Raw genomic sequence first — 15,867 nt, forward strand, 5'->3', positions numbered from 1 at the left:
CAATTATAAAAGATTATTGCGATTTTGTGAATAAGGTTGGCGAAAAAATGTTTCGAAGGGTGAAACGGAGTTTTGTTTTTTCGCGATTCTTGCTCCACCCATCAGGCATGCTGCATAATAGAAACATCAGTATTTTGTTCGCACCTTCGCGGCGGAAAGGAGAAATCGTTTGAATCAGGAAAACTGGGTAGAGCGCCTCTTTCAAATCATTCGCTTGTTATGGGTTTGCCTGCTTGTCTATGTAGGGATTTGGGTATTCCAACACGCAACACCCTTACTGTACCCATTTATAATCGCTTTAATCATTGCGCTCATCATCAACAAACCAGTTACGTTCATGACCAGAAAGTTCCGGATTCCACGCTGGCTTTCGGTCATAATCGCGCTCTTGGTTTTGATGCTGCTCGCTGGTGGAGCGGTCACACTGATCATCACGGAAACGGTCGTGGAAATCGGAGAGCTGGCCAAACGCTTGCCCGTCGTTTCACAGGAGCTAGCCCATTATTTGCAAACTACGATTTCTCAAGACTTTTTAATGGGACTGTACAATCAGATTCAGTGGTTTTATGCTCAGCTTGATCAAGGATATCAAGAGAAGCTCGCCAGTACGGTAGGCAGTACAATCTCGACCATCACGAATGTCGGACAGAACTTGATCGTCAAATTCCTGGATGGATTGAAAAACTTGCTTGTCTCACTCCCAAATATGGCGACGGTTTCTGTCATTTCCATCATGGGTGCCTTCTTTATCTCCAAAGATTTTGCTCTTTGGGAAGCGCGGGCTCGCCGTCTTTTGCCAACAGGGGTAAACAGCCGCCTCGATCAAATTTTTATTGATTTGCGCAATGCCTTGTTCGGGTTCGTCAAGGCGCAGCTGACTCTCATCTCCTTAACCGCTGCCATCGTGATTATTGGTCTGTTGTTCATGCGTGTCGAATATGCAATTACGATTGGCTTGATCACGGGCTTGGTCGATCTCTTGCCTTATCTTGGGACAGGGACCGTCTTTGTTCCTTGGATCATCTACATGTTTTTCAAAGGCAATTACACGATGGTCATCGGCTTGTCTATTTTGTACGGGGTCGTCTTGATTTTCCGTCAAATTATTGAGCCAAAAGTCGTTGCGGAAAACGTCGGTCTCGACCCTCTCCTCACGCTGGTCGCGCTGTTTGTCGGCCTCCAGCTGTTTGGATTCTTGGGCTTGATCATCGGACCTGTTTCACTCGTCATGATCAATGCTTTGGTAAAAGCCAACGTCTTCGTCGATGTATGGGGCTACATCCGCGGGAAGAAAACCTGACCCAATGTAAAAAGAACCGCTTACGAGCAGCATGTCACACAGCTCGGAGCGGTTCTTTTTTATAGGGAATATCTGTATTAGCGGCGGAAAAACAATTGAACACGACCAGACGAGATGAGATTCCACAGCCAGCGCTTCAACAGATGACGAATAATCATCCGTGTGTACGGAATGAGGAAGACCAGTCCAATCACATCCGTGACGAATCCAGGCAACAAGAGCAAAATGCCACCGATCAAAATCAAAACACCATCGATGAGCGAATCCGTAGGCATTTGCCCACGCGACAACTGGTGTTGGACCATCCGGAATACTTGCATCCCCTGCTGCCTTGCGAGCCAAGCTCCCAAGATCCCCGTAAGAATGACCAGCACGACTGTATTCCAACCACCGATCCACGATCCAATGGTAATAAGCCCCCAAAGCTCTAATCCAAACGCGACGACAAACAGAATGGCAAAAAAGCGGAACATGCCTATTCCCCTCCTTTATGCTGGGAGTCCAACCAATCATAGATGTCAGGCTCCGCTCGCGACAAGCGAATCGGCCTCAAAGCTGTGTTGGTAAATACATGCATCGTCTCTCCTGACACCAACAGCTGTTGGTCAGGCAATCTAACAATCTCGTAAGCAAAAGTGAGACGGACAGGACTCATCTCTTTTACTCGCGTCCGTATCTCTACCTCATCGTCATAGCGGGCGGGTTGTTTGTAAGAGATGTTCGCATCTGTGACAGGCAGAAGTACGCCTTTTTCCTCAAGCTCACGATAGGTGATCCCCGCATGGCGAATCAATTCTGTTCTTCCTACTTCAAACCAGTTCAAGTAATTCGTATGGTAGACCACACCCATCTGATCGGTTTCGCCATAGCGGACGCGCAATCGATGGGAATGAATAATGGGAGTCATTTTGGATCGCTCCTTTCTCTATAGGATGATTGTACCATACAAGGACAAGAAAATACGTTGCTGTTGTGGTGGGGAGGAAACAGGAGAAAACGCTCAGCTTCTTGTCCCTCCCGCTGTAGGATTGACTGCCCGACTCCATGCAAAAAGCGAAACCGCGTCCAAAGTAGTCCTTTCACCGAAGTAATTTCAGAGGTGGACGCTTAAGAGCGTGTTTCGCTTTTTGCATTCCGTCTCGGTCGGCGTCCCAAAGATCTTCGCTGTTTTCTCCTGTTTCCTCTCCGACCTTTCCGTGTTAGACGTGTCTTAAAGACATTAACAGATTGAAAAATGGCATCAGTTACGTAGAGAAGAATATTTCCAGACGTAGCGACTTGTGGAGTCCTACCGAGCTTCGAAGGGATTCGCGGGCAAAAGAAACGCAACCGCGCCCACGCGACGTAGCAGCTACCACTTTTGCGTTTCCCCGCGAATCCCTTCGGAGCGGGCAGTCCCAGCCCCCAGCAGGACGGAGCCTGGAGCCTAGACTGGAAATATTCTTCTCTCCACTACAGCCACATAAAAAAAACAGAGGTAAACTGATTTTTTTCAGTCTACCTCTGCCTTTCATTATTCGGATCGCTTAGCGAATCGGGCAAGCGCCGCCTTCGCAAGATTCAGCCGTGGACAGATCAGCCTCTCCGCCGGTTTCATACTGCTGTAAAATTGCAGGATCAAACGGCTTCATGGACTGTTTCAATGCCTCATACTGTTCTTTGGTGCACTCTTCGTATGGAGCCAATTGGTAGTTTCCTCCATCCAATTGCAAGAAGGATACACCTACGAAATTATCCCAGTTGTCGTAAACAATATCTTCTACTTCTACCCACTCTTCCTTGCGAACCGTAATGGTGTTCGAAGAGTTGTGCTCGGTATATTCTTTCTGGAAACGGAAGTACGTATCGAATTGGCGTTTTGCACTTACTTCGTTCTTCGTTTCTTCTGCACCTGATGCTACAGGGAAATCGATCACGAGTGTGCGTGCATTTGCCATGCGCTCTTCATACGTTTCACCTGGTGATCCTACCTCTGGGTTTACAGTCCAGCCAAGAGCTTGCACTGCTTTTGCCAATGGATCCTCAGCATTGATACGAATGCGGCGGATGTAGTACGGCGAGTGGGACCAGTGCAGACCACTGGAGACACCACCAGCTACCTGAGACAGCGTACCTTCCGGCTTCACGGTCGTTACCAGGAGTGGAGAGTTCACACGCAGCTCATACGCATAACGGTTCGCCTCGTCACGAGCAGCATCGCCCAGCTTGCGCAGCAGTTCGAGCTCTTGCTCTTCTGTATATCCAAGGGATGCCAACGCATCCTTCACACCAGTAAGGGAAGTTCCGAGCAAACGGTCACGCTGTTGAACGGTATCCCAATGCGGCAGCTCCAACGTAACCAGCGTCATGCGCAGACCGGCACGAGCAGATTTGCGTTGTGCTTCCAGCAAGCCATCGAGATCCAGATACTTGGATCCATCCGCGCGATCCTTCACGAATTCAACCAGATTGACTGTCGTCAGGTTGCAGACGCCATAAGAATCGAGCAGGATTTCTGCACAAGGGTTCAAGCCTTCTGCATTTGGACGACGACGGTTTGCTTCTTCCAAGTTAATGAAGCCTGGTTCGCCTTCCAATTGCATCAAGGTGAACACAAGGTTCAGGAAAGGCTTGGTCGGTTGTTTGGTAAAGGCGATCGAGTTGTTGGACATGCGGCGGTGATCCAGACCGGAGCGTCCATCTCCTACATTTTGGATGCTGTCAAACCACACAGGCTTGTGCACTCCCAACAGCTCGCCCACACGACGGTGGTGGTTCAACTGATCATCTGTCCAGAAGCCATTGATGCCGTATTTCGCCAGCATGCACTCGTAATCATCGTGATCGAACAGGAAAATTTCCGCTGTACGGCGTACGCCACCTACTACGACGTTTGCTCCGATGAGGTTTCCAATGTCGAGAATATGTATCGGACGGATTTTACCGTATCCTTTTTCATCACTCTCGATTGGTGCCAAATGCTGATCGATTTGGTTTTTCAACACTTTATCGATTCCTTCAAACATTTCGCGAAGCGGCTCATGACCACTAGCAGTACCACCAAAACGCTTCAGTCGCTCGCCTTTCGGACGCACACTGTTGTAAGAGATTTTCACAGTGTGAATGTGTTCATAAGTGGAATCTGTCAAAATTTGCAGGTAGAGACGCAGGGATTCTACCCAGCCTTCTTTACTGTCTCCCACATAAATTTTGGCAAAGCCGTTATCCAGTACATTCAGCTCAGAACGCTCCAGGCGTTGATGCTTTGGCAGCGGTCTGTATTCAGAAGAAAGCAGCGAAACATTCGTGCGAATCGGGCCCAGTCCAGCAGCCATTTCCTTCGTGCATTTGAAGCCTACGCCAGTTCCTACCAAGAGAAGGTAGAACAAATCGCCCAAGTCATCCCAAGACTTGATGTTCAGGAAGGAGCAGTTGAAGTTCGCCAACGGATACAAATCCGCTACACCGTTGTCTGCACCGCCAACCCACAAGGTACGGCCAGACAAAAACTGGCGAAGGTTAAACATGTTGTCAAACAAACCTTCTGCCTCTTTTTCCATTGCGCGAGAATCGGCGTACATTCCGATTTTGTTCAAATGCTGATAAGCCAGCTTAATATTGTAATCCACCGAGCGGCGGCAAGTTTCTTTCCACGTTTCTCGTCTTCCCTTTTCCGGTACAAAGCGAGAATAAGTACGGTAGTAAACAAATTGTCCCAGAGGACTCATATGGATCGGAAAATCAGAATATTGGTCTAAGAATTCATCCCGCAAAAATTGAGTTCGGGATACTGTTTCGGTCGCCAGCATATCGTTCCTCCTTCGAATCTTTCCTCTCTAGTTTAACTATCTTTATCTGAAAAACTCAATAGTTTTACCTATATATTGTGCGAAATAATTTTCGACAATACTAGATGTTGTGTTTGCTCTAAAAAAACACTTGACACAAAATCCCGAACATTGGACGTACAGAAGGACCCTTTTATGTTCAGCCTTTTCTTGGCAACGAGCGCTACAACACCCATTCTGTCATGATTTGGAAACCCCGAACGTATGGATTTAATCCGTCCTGACACAAAGCCACCGACCGATTTTAACAGATTCCCATTCGCTTTGCACCACCTAATAATCACCGTTATCTGGTAAAACTTATCAGGTAGTTCGTCGGCTAATCCTTTTTACCCCAAGCCAAAAAAGGGTGACGCTTGGTCACCCTTCAGAGGTATGCTGTATTAAAGATGAATAGTATTACCTATAGAATCCGGGCATGTCCTGAGTAAATATGCCCACGTTCAGAATCCACCGTTACGATTTGCCCGTCCTTCAATACATCCGTAGCAAATTGCACACCTACGATGACTGGAACGCCGAGATTCAGGCCTACAATGGCTGCGTGAGAGGTAAGTCCGCCCTCTTCGCAAATCACTGCTCCAGCCTTGCCAAACGCTTCAATCATATCGGAGTCGGTACCGATGGTTACGAGGATCGCCCCTTCTTCTACCTTTGCCAGCGCCTCTTCAGCGGATCTGGCAATAACTACCTTGTTTGTGACAACTTTTCGGCCGATTCCCTGTCCTTTTGCTACCACATCGCCAATGACGTGGATTTTCATCAGGTTCGTTGTCCCAACTTCACGGACAGGTACACCTGCTGTGATTACAACGAGATCGCCATGACGAACGAAGCCTGCATCAAGCGCCTCCTGGACAGACATCTCCAGCATTTCATCGGTTGTATTCGCCATTTCGCCCTTCACCGGGTACACACCATTTACGAGTGCAAGACGGCGAATAATCGCTTCATGCGGCGTTACAGCCACGATTGGTGCTTTTGGACGGAACTTTGATACCATGCGAGCTGTGTGTCCGCTTTCGGTCGCAGTAATGATTGCCGCTGCGTCCAGATCCAATGCTGCATTGGAAACAGCTTGGCTGATGGCATCGGTAATCGTCACTTGTTTGAGCTGTGCTTGTGCGTACAAGATCTCACGATAATTCAGCTCTTGCTCTGCACGTACAGCGATGCGCACCATGGTTTCGACAGACTCAACCGGGTATTTACCGGCAGCCGTCTCACCGGAGAGCATGATTGCGTCTGTACCATCGAAAATGGCGTTCGCAACGTCACTCGCTTCTGCACGTGTCGGGCGTGGGTTGCGCTGCATAGAATCAAGCATTTGTGTCGCCGTAATGACTGGCTTCGCGAGTTCGTTACACTTCTTGATCAGCTTCTTCTGAACAAGTGGTACTTCTTCTGCCGGAATCTCTACGCCCAAATCACCGCGCGCAACCATGATTCCATCTGTTACTACCAGAATTTCGTCTACGTTATCGACGCCTTCCTGGTTTTCGATTTTCGCGATAATATCGATACGCACGTTATGGCGCTCCAGGATTTTGCGAATCTCCAAGATATCCGATGCTTTTCGGACGAAGGAAGCCGCAATGAAATCGACTCCTTGTTCAATACCGAATTCGATATCCTGTGCATCCTTTTCTGTGATACCTGGCAAGTTGATTTTGACACCCGGAACATTGACGCCTTTTTTGCTCTTCAGTGTTCCACCGTTTTTGATCAAGCAGACGATTTCGGTGTCACTCACTTCCTGTACAGTCAACCCGATCAAACCGTCATCGATCAAGATCGTATCGCCGATTTTTACATCGCGAGGCAATTCTGGATACGTAATGGAGACGCGCTCAACAGTACCTGGTACTTCCTCAGTGGTGAGGATCAGCGTATGTTCTTCTACGAGCTCGACTGCATCTACTGCAAGCGTACCCGTACGAATTTCAGGACCTTTTGTATCCAACAGGATTGCAACGGGTTTCCCGGTTTCTTTTGATGCCTGACGAATGTTTACAATTCGTGCCGCATGCTCCTCATGGGAACCGTGCGAGAAATTCAAACGAGCTACGTTCATTCCTGCTTCGATCAATTTTTTCAGTGTTTCAACCGATTCACTCGCCGGTCCAATGGTACACACGATTTTTGCTTTCCTTAACATAGGATGTAAGCCTCCTCTACACTCCGAAAACTGTTAGTTTTATATAGATAGCGTGCGCGCCAATTGATAAATGGATAAATCCAATTGATGCTTTTTCGCCAATGCTTCTTGAAAATCAACGTCAACGATCTCGTTGTTCTGAATCCCAACCATTCGGTCCTGCTTGCCTTCCAGCAACAAATCGACAGCTGCTGCACCCATTCGGCTCGCCAGCATTCGGTCCATCGCAGTAGGGGAACCACCGCGCTGAATATGACCTAGTACCGTTACGCGAGTCTCCCAGCCTGTCTCTTTCGTGATCGCTTCGGCGTAAGAAGCGGCACTTCCTACCCCTTCCGCCACAATGATGATGGAATGCTTTTTACCACGGCGCTGTCCAGCATGCAAACGTTCAATAATGTCGTCCATATCCTGCGACGCTTCCGGGATAATAATGGACTCGGCACCAGCTGCAAGCCCTGCCCACAATGCCAGATCGCCAGCATCTCGCCCCATGACTTCAATAATGTACGTGCGTTCATGCGAGGTGGCCGTATCGCGGATTTTATCGATCGCTTCCACAACGGTATTCAATGCCGTATCAAACCCGATCGTGAAATCGGTGCATGGAATATCATTATCAATCGTACCCGGTACGCCAATAGTCGGGAAGCCTTTTTCGGTTAGCTTCTGTGCACCGCGAAACGACCCGTCTCCCCCAATGACAATCAGACCCTCAATTTCATGAGCATGTAATTGTTCCACCGCTCTTTGCTGTCCGGCTTCCGTCTTGAACGCTTCACTGCGAGCGGAGTAGAGAATGGTTCCTCCCCGTTGAATAATATCCCCAACAGAGCCTAGAGACATCTCCTTGATATCTCCCCTCATCAGCCCTTCGTATCCGTGGTAAACCCCAAACATCTGTACCTCGTGAAAATGAGCACGACGTACAGCCGCCCGGACCGCGGCATTCATTCCAGGAGAATCTCCACCGCTAGTGAGAACTGCAAGTTTCCGCATGGAATCCACCTCTCCAATCGTATCGTCTTTAGCATGTCATTTAACGGAAACAGTATGTACCATACTTTGTATGAAACATGCTGTATCACTCAAAACCTCATATCTGTTATACACTCAAAAGATATGTGCCATACTTTTTGAAAGCTCTGATAACTCTTTCATTCGACTTCGATTGTAGCAGATTTTCCTCGGAGAAAAAAGAAAAAAACGCCCCCTGTTTCTTACAGGGTGGCGAATTCTCCAATCTGTTTAAACTTCTCGTAACGGTCCTGTATCAATTCATCTGGAGTTAAACGGCCCAGCTGTTCTAGTTGTTCCGCGATGACCGCCTTGACCATCCCTGCCTGCGCGATCAAATCACGATGGGCTCCTCCGAATGGTTCATCAATAATTCCGTCAATGACTCCTAATTCCAACAAATCAGGAGCCGTAATTTTCATCGTCTCCGCTGCACGCATACCCAAGCTGGAGTCTCTCCAGAGAATCGCAGCGGCACTCTCCGGTGCAATCACGGAGTAATAGGAATTCTCCAACATAAAGATGCGGTTACCTACGCTGATCGCCAAGGCTCCACCGCTTCCGCCTTCCCCGATAACAATACAAATAATCGGCACGCCAAATGTCGCCATTTCACGCAGATTGCGGGCAATCGCTTCGCTCTGGCCGCGCTCTTCTGCCGCTTTTCCAGGATAAGCACCTGATGTATTGATAAAGCAAATAATCGGACGACCGAACTTGTCCGCCTGCTGCATAATACGCAATGCCTTCCGGTAGCCTTCTGGGTGAGCCATCCCGAAGTTGCGCTTGATGTTGTCTTTTGTGTCTTTCCCTTTTTGGTGACCGATGATCGTAACGGGGCGCCCATCCAGCTTGGCAATTCCACCCACAATAGAATGGTCGTCTCCGAACAAACGGTCTCCATGAACCTCGATAAAATCAGTAAAAAGTAGTTGTATATAGTCCAAAGTCGTTGGCCGTTCCGGATGACGAGCCAGCTGTACGCGTTGCCATGGAGTCAAATTACCGTAAATTTGCACAGCAAGCTCTTTTGATTTTTGTTCGAGACGCTGTATTTCATCAGAGAAATCAATTCCCTTTTCCTCAGTAAAACGGCGCAATTCCTTAATCTTATCTTGTAATTCTACTAATGGCTTTTCAAAGGAGAGCTCGCCTGCCATGTTTCTACTCCTTCCCGAGACGTGTGCATCTCTACCAGTTTGGACAGCGTATTTCGCATATCCTTACGGTGTACCACCATATCGAGTTGCCCGTTTTTTAACAAGAATTCCGCTGTTTGGAAGTCTTTTGGCAACTCCTGACGGATCGTTTGCTCAATGACTCGACGCCCAGCAAAACCGATCATAGCTCCTGGTTCTGCGATATTATAATCTCCCAACGAAGAAAAGCTGGCTGATACGCCACCATATGTAGGATTCGTCATGACCGAGACAAACAACAAGCGTTCGCGATCCAATCGAGACAACGCTGCGCTGGTTTTCGCCATTTGCATCAGACTCAATACGCCTTCTTGCATACGTGCTCCACCAGATGCACTGAACAAAATGAAAGGCAAACGCCGTTCGATCGCTTGCTCAATTGCGCGCGTGATTTTTTCCCCGACGACTGATCCCATACTCGCCATACGGAAACGAGAATCCATGACCCCAATCACGATGCGGCTTCCAGCCAGAACACCTTCGCCTGTAATGATCGCCTCGTTCAAATTGGTGTTGGCCATATCTTGCTCCATTTTTTCCAGATAACCAGGAAAACCGAGTGGATTGGCGGTAATCAAATTGGCATCAAATTCTTCTGTCAGAACCCCATCATCCAGAAGCGCTTGCAGACGCTCTGGAGCGGACATGGAGTAATGGAACTGGCAGCCTTTGCAGACGCGCAAGTTCTTCTCCAAATCCTTTGAGTAGTGAATCGTCCCACAATGTGGGCATTTATTCATTAATCCCTCAGGGACTTCCTTTTCTTTCGTACCCGCTTCCTTGCTAATGTCGGTGGAAGCAGGGACACGTGCTAGTGTCTCTGAAGGAACTGTAGCGAATTTGCGCTTCTTCCCAAAAAGATCTTTAAGCACAGGTACACCCACCTTTCTCTTCAGTGAAGGATCGTGCCGAGTACATCCCGGACTTCGTTTAGTTCGCTCTCCGGCACGAGAATCTCGTATTGCTTGGAGACCTTGCCCTCGCGAACCTTTACCAAAAACCCTTCATCTGTCAAACGTTGCTGTATCCGTTCTGCAATTCTAGCGCTAGGAGCGATGTAGATGACCGTCCACATACTGGCTTCCTCCTCAATCGTCCAATACAGGACTGCATCATCATATCACAGCGCCAGCGCCCCTCGCAAATTGGGGGAAAACTAAAGCTTGCTGTTCTCCAAATGCTTCTTCATTCTCTCTAATGCGACGTTCACATCGCCTTCGCGAATGGCTTCCATAATCTGTCGATGCTCTACGAGTGCTGCACTCGCTCTGCCTTCGCGCGACAGTGATTCAATGCGGATACTGTTGCTGTACTCAACCAAAGGCGTCCAGATGCGATGCAGAATCGAGTTGCGGCTGGAGCGACATATGACACGATGAAACTGATAGTCTTCCTCCGCAGGTACCTCGCCTCTTGCTACTCTTTCCTCCGCAATTGCCAGGATGCGCTCCATTTCATCAAAATGCTTGTCAGTCGCCCGTCTACAGGCTAAGCGGACAGCATCCAGCTCTAGCATTCGCCGCATCTCGATCAAGTCCTTCTTGGTTTTGGTATCCCGTAGGATAAAAAAGCCAAGAATATCGATCAGCCTATTGTGTCGGTAATGCTTGAGGAAGGTGCCTTCCCCGCGACGCGTCTCAATGAGTCCGAGCAGCTCCAGAGCCCGAAGAGCCTCGCGTACAGAGGAACGACCTGCTCCCAGCTGCTCGGACAGCTCTCGCTCAGACGGCAGCTTGTCCCCGGGTCGCAAGTTTTGCTCCTGAATGATTTCATGAAGTTGCAGGAGAATTTCTTCGTAAACCTTTCGATCTTGAGAAGAGTCGAGCACGATTATCCTCCTTACTCGTACCTTTAACGAGGAGCACCCTCCACGTTTGTAAGAATCCTACGTTTTTTCGCGGAGGGTGTCGTCGGTGCCTCGATAAAGAGTATTTTACGCTTCTTGGTAAGAGATAGCTGTCAATTTCGTCGTTTTTTGTTTTACTTCTTCCGGATCAACTGTGATGCGAGCAACACCCGTTTCCATCGCTGCTTTTGCTACTGCCGCAGCTACGTTTGGCGCTACACGTGGATCGAATGCGGAAGGGATCACTTTATCCGCAGTAAGCTCTTCTGGCGTGATCAGGTCTGCGATTGCATATACAGCAGCCAGCTTCATTTCTTCGTTGATCTCCGTTGCACGTACATCCAAAGCGCCACGGAAGATTCCCGGGAATGCCAGAACGTTGTTTACTTGGTTCGGGAAGTCGGAACGGCCTGTACCGATTACTGCCGCACCTGCTTCTTTTGCTTCTTGCGGCATGATTTCTGGTACTGGGTTTGCCATAGCGAAAATGATCGGATCGCGGTTCATCGAACGAACCATGTCTTGTGTAACAGCGCCAGCTACGGATACACCGACAAATACGTCAGCGCCCTTCATTGCATCAGCCAGGTCACCTTGCAGCATGCTACGGTTCGTGATTTTCGCCATTTGTTCTTTCACTGGGTTCATACCGAATGGACGGCCTTCGTACACGATTCCTTTTGTATCAACCATGATCACTTCTTTAACACCCATGGAAATCAAAAGCTTCATGATCGCAATACCAGCTGCACCTGCACCGTTCGCTACTACGCGGATATCTTCCAGCTTTTTGTCAACCACGCGCAGAGCATTGATCAGACCTGCCGCTGTAACGATTGCTGTACCGTGTTGGTCATCGTGGAAAATCGGGATGTTTGTTTCGCGCTTCAGACGCTCTTCGATTTCGAAGCATGCAGGAGCTGCGATATCTTCCAAGTTAACGCCACCAAAAGTAGGCTCAAGCAGCTTTACTGTCTCTACGATTTTATCTACATCTGTTGTATTCAAGCAAATCGGGAATGCATCTACGCCTGCGAAGGATTTGAACAAAACTGCTTTACCTTCCATAACCGGCATTGCTGCTTCTGGTCCGATGTTTCCGAGACCCAGTACAGCAGTACCGTCGCTGACTACTGCAACCAGATTCCCTTTCATCGTGTAATCGTACACTTTGGACTTGTCATCAAAAATATCTTTGCAAGGTTCAGCAACCCCAGGAGAATAGGCAAGACTCAGATCGTAAGCATTGCGAACGGGTACCTTGGTCACTGCCTCCAATTTTCCTTGATGCTTTTTGTGAAGCTCCAGTGCTTCCTCTCTCAGGTTGGACATGAGATCCCACTCCATTTCACGATAATAGTTTCTATGATGGCTTGTAGGCAGTAAAAAATGCCTGGGTTATTCTAAGTGGTCTGACCACTTTTTGAGTTATGCTCTCAATATAATAAAAAACTGTTCTCCTGTAAACCTGCCGAAAACGGCGAAAAAGGGAGGACATTCCTCATCCTCCCCAATTTATAGGCATTTCTTTCCGAATTACGCTGTCAGGCCCCACAATTTCTCGCGCTTGCTCCAAAAATGACTTATCTACGTCTACCCAATTTGCTTCTGGCAGGCGAATTGTCTGTCTTTTTCCTTCGTAGAAGAGGATAACGGGAATCGTTCCTTTTTTTTCGACAAATAAGCGTGAAAGTCTTTGCAGCGTCGAATCATGCTCTTGCTCTGCTGATATTTTGACAAATAATACGGTCTCGGCCTTCGGTTGCGGCAGCGTTTGTGCATCCCAGAAACGGGAAGCCAAGAGCTTGACCATGTCGTCCTGATGATCGACGCGGGCTTCTGCCACGACGATTTGTTCGCGCTCGAGCAGTGGTGCATACTTCGCATACACCTGTGGGAAAACGACCAGCTCTACGGGTGCCGTTTTGTCCTCTAGCGTAATAAACGCCATCGGGTCCCCTTTTTTCGTTTGGATGCGTCTGGCTTCCGTTATCATTCCGAATACTTTCACCGTCTTGTCGCGCGGTACGTCACCCAATGAAGAGATAACCGCTACTTCCGGGCGACTGGCGACATGGGCAAACTGATCAAGAGGATGACCCGAGATGTATACCCCGATCAAATCCCGCTCCTCTTTTAATTGCTGTGTATGTGAGAGCGGCGGTACCTCGGGATATTCTACCGGCTCAGGCAAAGGTGCCGCATCTTCTTCTCCCGCAAATAAATTGAGCTGGTTGGCATCTCGCTCGATTCTCTTGCTGTTTGCCTTCCCTACCGCTTCATCCAGCAATAGCAAAAGCTGACTGCGATGTCCTGGCAACGAGTCCAGTGCGCCGCATAAAGTGAGCGACTCTACTACTCTGCGATTGACTAACCGCGCATCCACGCGCGCACAAAAATCAAAGACATCGCGATACGGTCTGCCTTTTCGCTCTTTCACGATTGATTCAATGGCACCGTAGCCGACGTTTTTCACTGCTGCCAAACCAAAACGAATCGCATCCTGCTCCACTGTAAAGTAGGCCAGGCTTTTATTCACGTCAGGCCCGAGCACGGTAAGCTGCAGTCGCCGCGCTTCTTCCGTGTACTCGGCAATTCTCGTTTGGCTGCCAATGGACAAGGAGAGTAGCGCTGCCATGAACGCAAGCGGATAAGTTGCTTTCAAATAAGCCATCTGGTAAGCGATGACCGCATAAGCAACCGAGTGGGCTTTGTTGAAGCCGTAATCTGCAAAACGCACAATCAAATCGTAGACTTGATTGCCCAGCTCTTCTCCGTACCCTTGCCGGACACAACCAACCACGAACTTCTCCCGCTGCTCCGCCAGTAGCTCCCGTTTCTTTTTCCCAACTGCTCGGCGCAAAATATCTGCCTCACCAAGACTAAAGCCTGCGAGTGTCGAGGAAATCTGCATGATTTGCTCCTGATAAATCATAAAACCGTGTGTCTCCTGCAAAATCGGCTCGAGAACAGGATGGGCGTACTGTACTTTGCTCTGTCCGTGTTTGGCGGCGATGTACTGCGGGATGATCTCCATCGGCCCCGGACGATACAATGCCAGAACCGCAATGATGTCGTCGAGGTTGCCCGGCTTCAAATCACGCAGCACATTGCGCATCCCCGAAGATTCCAGTTGGAAAATGCCGGTTGTCTCCCCACGGGAGAGCATACGAAACGTTTTCTCATCGTCTGTCGGCAGCTTATCCAGATCAAGCGATATTCCCTGCTCCTGCAAATGACGCAACGTCTCCTGAATGATTGTCAAATTGCGCAAGCCGAGGAAGTCCATCTTCAACAGACCGACTTCTTCGAGAATCTCCATCGGATACTGCGTAAGTGCCAAGCCTTCATTACCCGTCTGTAATGGAACGTAATTCGTCAGCGGTTCACGCGAAATGACGACACCCGCCGCATGTGTGGAGGCGTGGCGCGGCAAGCCTTCTACGCCCCTTGCCGTTTCGATCAATTGTGCTGCCTGTTTGTTTTCCGCGCACAGCTTTCCGATATCCGGGTTGATCTGCATCGCCCGCTCAAACGTCATACCTGGCGATTGCGGAATCATTTTGGCCACGCGATCCACGATGCCCAAAGACAAGCCTAACGCCCGACCAACGTCACGCACTGCTGCACGAGCCGCCATCGTTCCAAAGGTAATGATCTGGGCGACACGATCATGACCGTACTTGCTCGCTACATAGTGAATGACTTCGTCACGGCGCTCTACGGAAAAATCGATATCAATATCGGGCATCGTCACCCGCTCCGGGTTGAGAAAGCGTTCAAAGAGCAACTGAAAGCGAAGTGGATCGACATTCGTGATTTTCAAAACATACGCGACCAGACTACCTGCCGCAGACCCGCGTCCAGGTCCAGTCGGTATCCCGTTTTCGTGAGCGTACCGCATGAAATCCCATACAATCAGGAAGTAATCGGTGAATCCCGTCCCTGTAATAATCGCCAGCTCGTGATCCAGGCGCGCTTGCACCTCTGGCGTAATCTCACCGTATCGCTCCAGGCAGCCCTTTTCACACAGTTCACGCAAATACTGTGTGGAAGCTTGTCCCTCTGCCAAAGGAAATTCCGGCAAAATATGCGCACCAAAGGTAAGCTCCAGCTTGCACCTGTTTGCAACGGCTATCGTATTCGCTAACGCCTGGGGAGCAAAGGCAAAGAGCGCCGCCATTTCCTCGGCACTTTTTAGATAGTATTGATCCGTCTCGTAGCGAAAACGGTTTTCTTCGCCAATCGTCTTGCCTTCTTTGATCGCCAACAAGATATCATGCTGCTGGTGATCCTCTCTGTGGATGTAGTGAACATTGTTCGTCGCAATCAGCGGAATCCCCGTCTCCTGGCTCAGTTTCACGAGACGAGTATTCAGCCTGCGCTCCACTTCCAAGCCATGATCAGCCAGTTCCAAATAAAAATGCTGTTCCCCAAACATTCGCTGATACTTGCGCGCTGCTTCTTTGGCAGCGTCTGTTTCTCCAGCCAGTAACAGCTTGGCTACTTCCCCTTGCTGG

General features: G+C 49.1%; 12 protein-coding genes. 1 reads left to right on the forward strand and 11 read right to left on the reverse strand.

The window, feature by feature from the left end; all coding sequences use genetic code 11:
- Positions 1-169 precede the first annotated feature (169 nt).
- Positions 170-1,300: a sporulation integral membrane protein YtvI gene (ytvI, locus tag PMI05_RS19310; RefSeq protein WP_007725338.1), complete on the forward strand. Its 1,131-nt coding sequence runs from the start codon at positions 170-172 to the stop codon at positions 1,298-1,300.
- 77 nt (positions 1,301-1,377) lie between these two features.
- Here ytvI and PMI05_RS19315 read toward each other — a convergent pair whose 3' ends face one another.
- The 11 genes from PMI05_RS19315 to PMI05_RS19365 all read right to left on the reverse strand — a co-directional run.
- A complete protein-coding gene (locus tag PMI05_RS19315; protein ID WP_007725339.1) occupies positions 1,378-1,773 on the reverse strand; it encodes an FxsA family protein in 396 nt (131 codons plus the stop codon).
- A gap of 2 nt (positions 1,774-1,775) precedes the next feature.
- Positions 1,776-2,207, reverse strand: coding sequence for a thioesterase family protein (locus PMI05_RS19320; RefSeq protein WP_007725341.1), 432 nt, complete (start codon positions 2,205-2,207; stop codon positions 1,776-1,778).
- A 619-nt stretch (positions 2,208-2,826) separates the two neighbouring features.
- Positions 2,827-5,088, reverse strand: coding sequence for a ribonucleoside-triphosphate reductase, adenosylcobalamin-dependent (nrdJ, locus tag PMI05_RS19325; RefSeq protein ID WP_007725342.1), 2,262 nt, complete (start codon positions 5,086-5,088; stop codon positions 2,827-2,829).
- A 442-nt stretch (positions 5,089-5,530) separates the two neighbouring features.
- Entirely contained in the window at positions 5,531-7,285 is a 1,755-nt protein-coding gene (gene pyk / locus PMI05_RS19330) for a pyruvate kinase (protein ID WP_007725343.1), read from the reverse strand.
- A gap of 39 nt (positions 7,286-7,324) precedes the next feature.
- On the reverse strand, positions 7,325-8,284 hold the full coding sequence (pfkA, locus tag PMI05_RS19335; protein WP_007725344.1) for a 6-phosphofructokinase: 960 nt from the start codon (positions 8,282-8,284) through the stop codon (positions 7,325-7,327).
- A gap of 221 nt (positions 8,285-8,505) precedes the next feature.
- Positions 8,506-9,462 carry an acetyl-CoA carboxylase carboxyl transferase subunit alpha gene (gene accA, locus PMI05_RS19340; protein WP_007725345.1) on the reverse strand — a complete coding sequence of 319 codons (957 nt, stop codon included), beginning with the start codon at positions 9,460-9,462 and terminating at the stop codon, positions 8,506-8,508.
- Complete coding sequence (accD, locus tag PMI05_RS19345) at positions 9,429-10,373, reverse strand: acetyl-CoA carboxylase, carboxyltransferase subunit beta (protein WP_007725346.1); 945 nt, start codon at positions 10,371-10,373, stop codon at positions 9,429-9,431. Before accD ends, accA begins: the two co-directional genes overlap by 34 nt.
- 20 nt (positions 10,374-10,393) lie before the next feature.
- Positions 10,394-10,576: a hypothetical protein gene (locus PMI05_RS19350; protein ID WP_007725347.1), complete on the reverse strand. Its 183-nt coding sequence runs from the start codon at positions 10,574-10,576 to the stop codon at positions 10,394-10,396.
- Positions 10,577-10,657: 81 nt separating this feature from the next.
- Positions 10,658-11,329, reverse strand: a complete 672-nt coding sequence (locus PMI05_RS19355) for a FadR/GntR family transcriptional regulator (RefSeq protein ID WP_007725348.1) — start codon at positions 11,327-11,329, stop codon at positions 10,658-10,660.
- Positions 11,330-11,434: 105 nt separating this feature from the next.
- Positions 11,435-12,679, reverse strand: a complete 1,245-nt coding sequence (locus tag PMI05_RS19360; RefSeq protein WP_007725350.1) for an NADP-dependent malic enzyme — start codon at positions 12,677-12,679, stop codon at positions 11,435-11,437.
- 169 nt (positions 12,680-12,848) lie between these two features.
- Positions 12,849-15,867 (reverse strand): DNA polymerase III subunit alpha (locus PMI05_RS19365; RefSeq protein WP_007725354.1); only part of this gene is annotated, 3,019 nt, incomplete at its 5' end.

Origin of the sequence: Brevibacillus sp. BC25, assembly GCF_000282075.1 — a bacterium.
Taxonomy (GTDB): domain Bacteria; phylum Bacillota; class Bacilli; order Brevibacillales; family Brevibacillaceae; genus Brevibacillus.

What these genes read in the sequence shown, in the direction of transcription:
- PMI05_RS19315 (WP_007725339.1), bottom strand. Translation starts at nt 1,773, where the DNA reads ATGTTCCGCTTTTTTGCCATTCTGTTTGTCGTCGCGTTTGGATTAGAG.
- PMI05_RS19320 (WP_007725341.1), bottom strand. Translation starts at nt 2,207, where the DNA reads ATGACTCCCATTATTCATTCCCATCGATTGCGCGTCCGCTATGGCGAA.
- nrdJ (WP_007725342.1), bottom strand. Translation starts at nt 5,088, where the DNA reads ATGCTGGCGACCGAAACAGTATCCCGAACTCAATTTTTGCGGGATGAA.
- pyk (WP_007725343.1), bottom strand. Translation starts at nt 7,285, where the DNA reads ATGTTAAGGAAAGCAAAAATCGTGTGTACCATTGGACCGGCGAGTGAA.
- pfkA (WP_007725344.1), bottom strand. Translation starts at nt 8,284, where the DNA reads ATGCGGAAACTTGCAGTTCTCACTAGCGGTGGAGATTCTCCTGGAATG.
- accA (WP_007725345.1), bottom strand. Translation starts at nt 9,462, where the DNA reads ATGGCAGGCGAGCTCTCCTTTGAAAAGCCATTAGTAGAATTACAAGAT.
- PMI05_RS19350 (WP_007725347.1), bottom strand. Translation starts at nt 10,576, where the DNA reads ATGTGGACGGTCATCTACATCGCTCCTAGCGCTAGAATTGCAGAACGG.
- PMI05_RS19360 (WP_007725350.1), bottom strand. Translation starts at nt 12,679, where the DNA reads ATGTCCAACCTGAGAGAGGAAGCACTGGAGCTTCACAAAAAGCATCAA.